This is a genomic window from Mesorhizobium sp. M7A.F.Ca.CA.001.10.2.1, assembly GCF_003998575.1.
Classification (GTDB): domain Bacteria; phylum Pseudomonadota; class Alphaproteobacteria; order Rhizobiales; family Rhizobiaceae; genus Mesorhizobium.
In genome coordinates, this window is sequence record NZ_RZQY01000742.1 from 1 (window position 1) to 2776 (window position 2776).

A 2776-nucleotide genomic window follows, 5' to 3' on the forward strand; every position below is an offset into this window, starting at 1 on the left:
CCCTATCGCCACGGCGAGATCTTGGTTGGCGAAGATAATTTCGGTTGCGGCTCGTCGCGCGAAAATGCCGTCTGGGCGGTTGCGGATTATGGTTTCCGGGTTGTCGTCGCGCCGAGCTTTGGCGACATCTTCTTCTCCAACAGCTTGAAGAACGGTCTGCTGCCAGTGGTACTGAAACGCGACGCAATCAGCAGCATCATGATCCAGCTCAAGGAACAACAGGGGGCGACCATTGAGGTCGATCTCGCCGCACAGACTCTGACCGCCCCGAACGGAGCGGTCCATTCCTTCGAGATAGATGAGTTCTCCAAGCACTGCTTGCTAAACGGCATCGACGAACTCGACTACACGCTGTCACAGAAGGACCAAATCGATGCCTTCGAGAAGCGCCACGCGGCCGAGCAGGGCTGGACCGTTCCGGACTGATAAGCGCGAATGCCTTCATCGCCCAAATGGCAGGTTTGGCGTAGCAAGGAACTTGTTGTCTATCGGCCGCGACCTTCCGGCTTTTGCGGCCGCCACGACTGCCGACTACGTCTTTAGAACGTGAAGTCATGTCGAGGAGTGACCCCTAAAATGAAGTTGTTGCATTATGGCCCGTTGGGCCAGGAAAAGCCCGGAATGCTCGATAAGGACGGCCGCATCCGCGACCTATCTGGCAAGGTGGCCAACATTGCCGGTAGTACGTTGCTTCCGGAAAGTCTTGACGCACTACGCGCCATCGACCCGATGACCTTGCCCTTGATCGAAGGCAACCCGCGCCTCGGTGCCTGCGTTGCCGGCACCGGCAAGTTCATCTGCATCGGCCTGAATTATTCCGACCACGCCGCAGAGACGGGCGCGACGGTGCCGCCGGAGCCGATCATCTTCATGAAGGCCACGTCGGCCATTGTCGGCCCCAACGATCCGGTCGAAATCCCGCGTGGATCACTCAAGACCGACTGGGAAGTCGAGCTCGGCGTCGTCATCGGCAAGACGGCAAAATACGTGTCGGAGGCCGAGGCGATGGACTATGTCGCGGGCTATTGCGTCATCAATGACGTTTCCGAGCGCGCCTTCCAGGCTGAACGTCAGGGCCAGTGGACCAAGGGCAAGTCCTGCGATACGTTCGGACCGACCGGCCCGTGGCTGGTGACGGCCGACGAGATCGACGACCCGCAGAACCTCAAGATGCATCTCGAGGTCAACGGGCGCAAATTCCAGGACGGCTCGACCAAAACGATGATTTACGGCGTCCGCTATCTGGTGTCCTACCTGTCGCAGTTCATGAGCCTGCTGCCGGGAGACATCATCTCCACCGGCACCCCTCCTGGCGTCGGCCTAGGCCAGAAACCGAACATCTTCCTCAAGGCAGGCGACGTCGTTACGCTCGGCATCGAGGGCCTCGGCATGCAGCGTCAGGAGTTCTACCAAGGCTGACAGGGGCACACGCCCTGCACAGCGGCAACGGTTCGGGAAACTCGGCTACGACAACGTCGCGGTGCGCGCGGGCGACGCACCATGGGCTGGCCGGACGCCGCGCCCTTCGACGCCATCCTGGTGGCGGCTGCCGCGCCCGCCCCGCCGCCCGCCCTGCGCGAACAGCTCGACATCGGTGGCCGGCTCTTGATCCCGTCGGCGAAGACCCTACAGCCAGCGTCTCGTCAGGACCGCACGAAGGGCAGCCGCGACCTACAGGGAGGAGGATTTCGGCGGCGGCCGGTTCCTCCCGCTCATCGGCGAACAATGCGGGGCCCGAAGAGGACTGACGCGCGGCGCCAACCGTTCCCAATCCGGCCGCGCTTGACGCTGCCGGATTGTCGCTTAAGGACTAGCGGTTCCACCCAACAAAGGCAGAACGGCATGTTCCATCCCGATTTCACGACGCTCAGAATCTTCCTTGCCGTCTACAATCTGGGCAACATCAGCAAGGCGGCGGCGCGCGAGAACATCGCGTCGTCGGCGATCAGCAAGCGCCTCCACTCGCTTGAATCGGAACTCGGGGCGCCGCTGTTCTATCGGCATTCGCGCGGCGTCGAGGCGACGCCCGCCGGCGAGATGCTCGCCAAGCACGCGGCGACCCTGTTCAGCCAGATCAACCGGATGACCTCGGAGATGAGCACCTTCGCCTCCGGCGTCGCCGGCCAGGTGCGCATTCACGCGCACACCTCGGCCATCGTTCAATACATGCCGAGCCAGATCGCCAGCTTCACCAAGGCCTATCCCTCGGTGAAGATCATCCTGGTCGAGGATTCGAGCCTCGGCGTCCTGCAGGCGACGATCGAGGGCCTGACGGACATCGGTATCCTCGCGGGCAACATGGCCTTCCCGGATGCGCTGGATGTCTTCGACTACAGGCACGACAAGCTGGTGGTTCTGGTTCCGGCCGGCCACCCGCTCAGCACGTCGGGCGGGGTGCGCTTTGCCGACACGCTCGGCTTCGACCATGTCGGGCTCGCCGTCACCAGTTCGCTCGGCACCCTGCTCGCGGGTGCGGCCGACGCGCTCAGCATGACGCTGAAGACGTGCATCGAGGTGAAGACCTTCGAATCGGCCGTGCGTATGGTCGAGGCCGGGCTCGGCATCACTATCCTGCCGGACGGCGTGCTGGCCGACAAAGTCGGCAACGACCGGGTCTGCGCCATTCCGCTGCTCGACGAATGGTCGACGCGTCCGCACGTCATCTGCGTCCGCAACGACCGACAGCTGACGACCGCGGCGCTGTTCATGCTCGATCACCTGCGGTCCGTCCCATAGCGGTGATCGCCAGCCGCCGCCGATCGTCGCTGTTTGATAA

Annotated in this window: 3 protein-coding genes and 1 pseudogene; all 4 read left to right on the plus strand. The window is 62.9% G+C overall.

The features are described 5' to 3' along the window. Window positions 1-426: 3-isopropylmalate dehydratase small subunit (gene leuD / locus EN964_RS30985; protein ID WP_127277168.1), on the plus strand; the 426-nt coding region annotated here is incomplete at its 5' end. 150 nt (window positions 427-576) lie between these two features. Then, entirely contained in the window at window positions 577-1419 is an 843-nt protein-coding gene (locus EN964_RS30990) for a fumarylacetoacetate hydrolase family protein (protein ID WP_127267269.1), read from the plus strand. Between the two features lie 81 nt (window positions 1420-1500). After that, a pseudogene (locus EN964_RS38880) lies at window positions 1501-1602 on the plus strand (protein-L-isoaspartate(D-aspartate) O-methyltransferase); the annotation flags it as partial. Between the two features lie 240 nt (window positions 1603-1842). Next, window positions 1843-2736 carry a LysR family transcriptional regulator gene (locus EN964_RS31000; protein WP_024504879.1) on the plus strand — a complete coding sequence of 298 codons (894 nt, stop codon included), beginning with the start codon at window positions 1843-1845 and terminating at the stop codon, window positions 2734-2736. The last annotated feature ends 40 nt before the right edge of the window (window positions 2737-2776 follow it).

Excerpts from the sequence above, each read along its gene's own strand:
- EN964_RS30990 (WP_127267269.1), top strand. The coding sequence starts at position 577 with ATGAAGTTGTTGCATTATGGCCCGTTGGGCCAGGAAAAGCCCGGAATG.
- EN964_RS31000 (WP_024504879.1), top strand. The coding sequence starts at position 1,843 with ATGTTCCATCCCGATTTCACGACGCTCAGAATCTTCCTTGCCGTCTAC.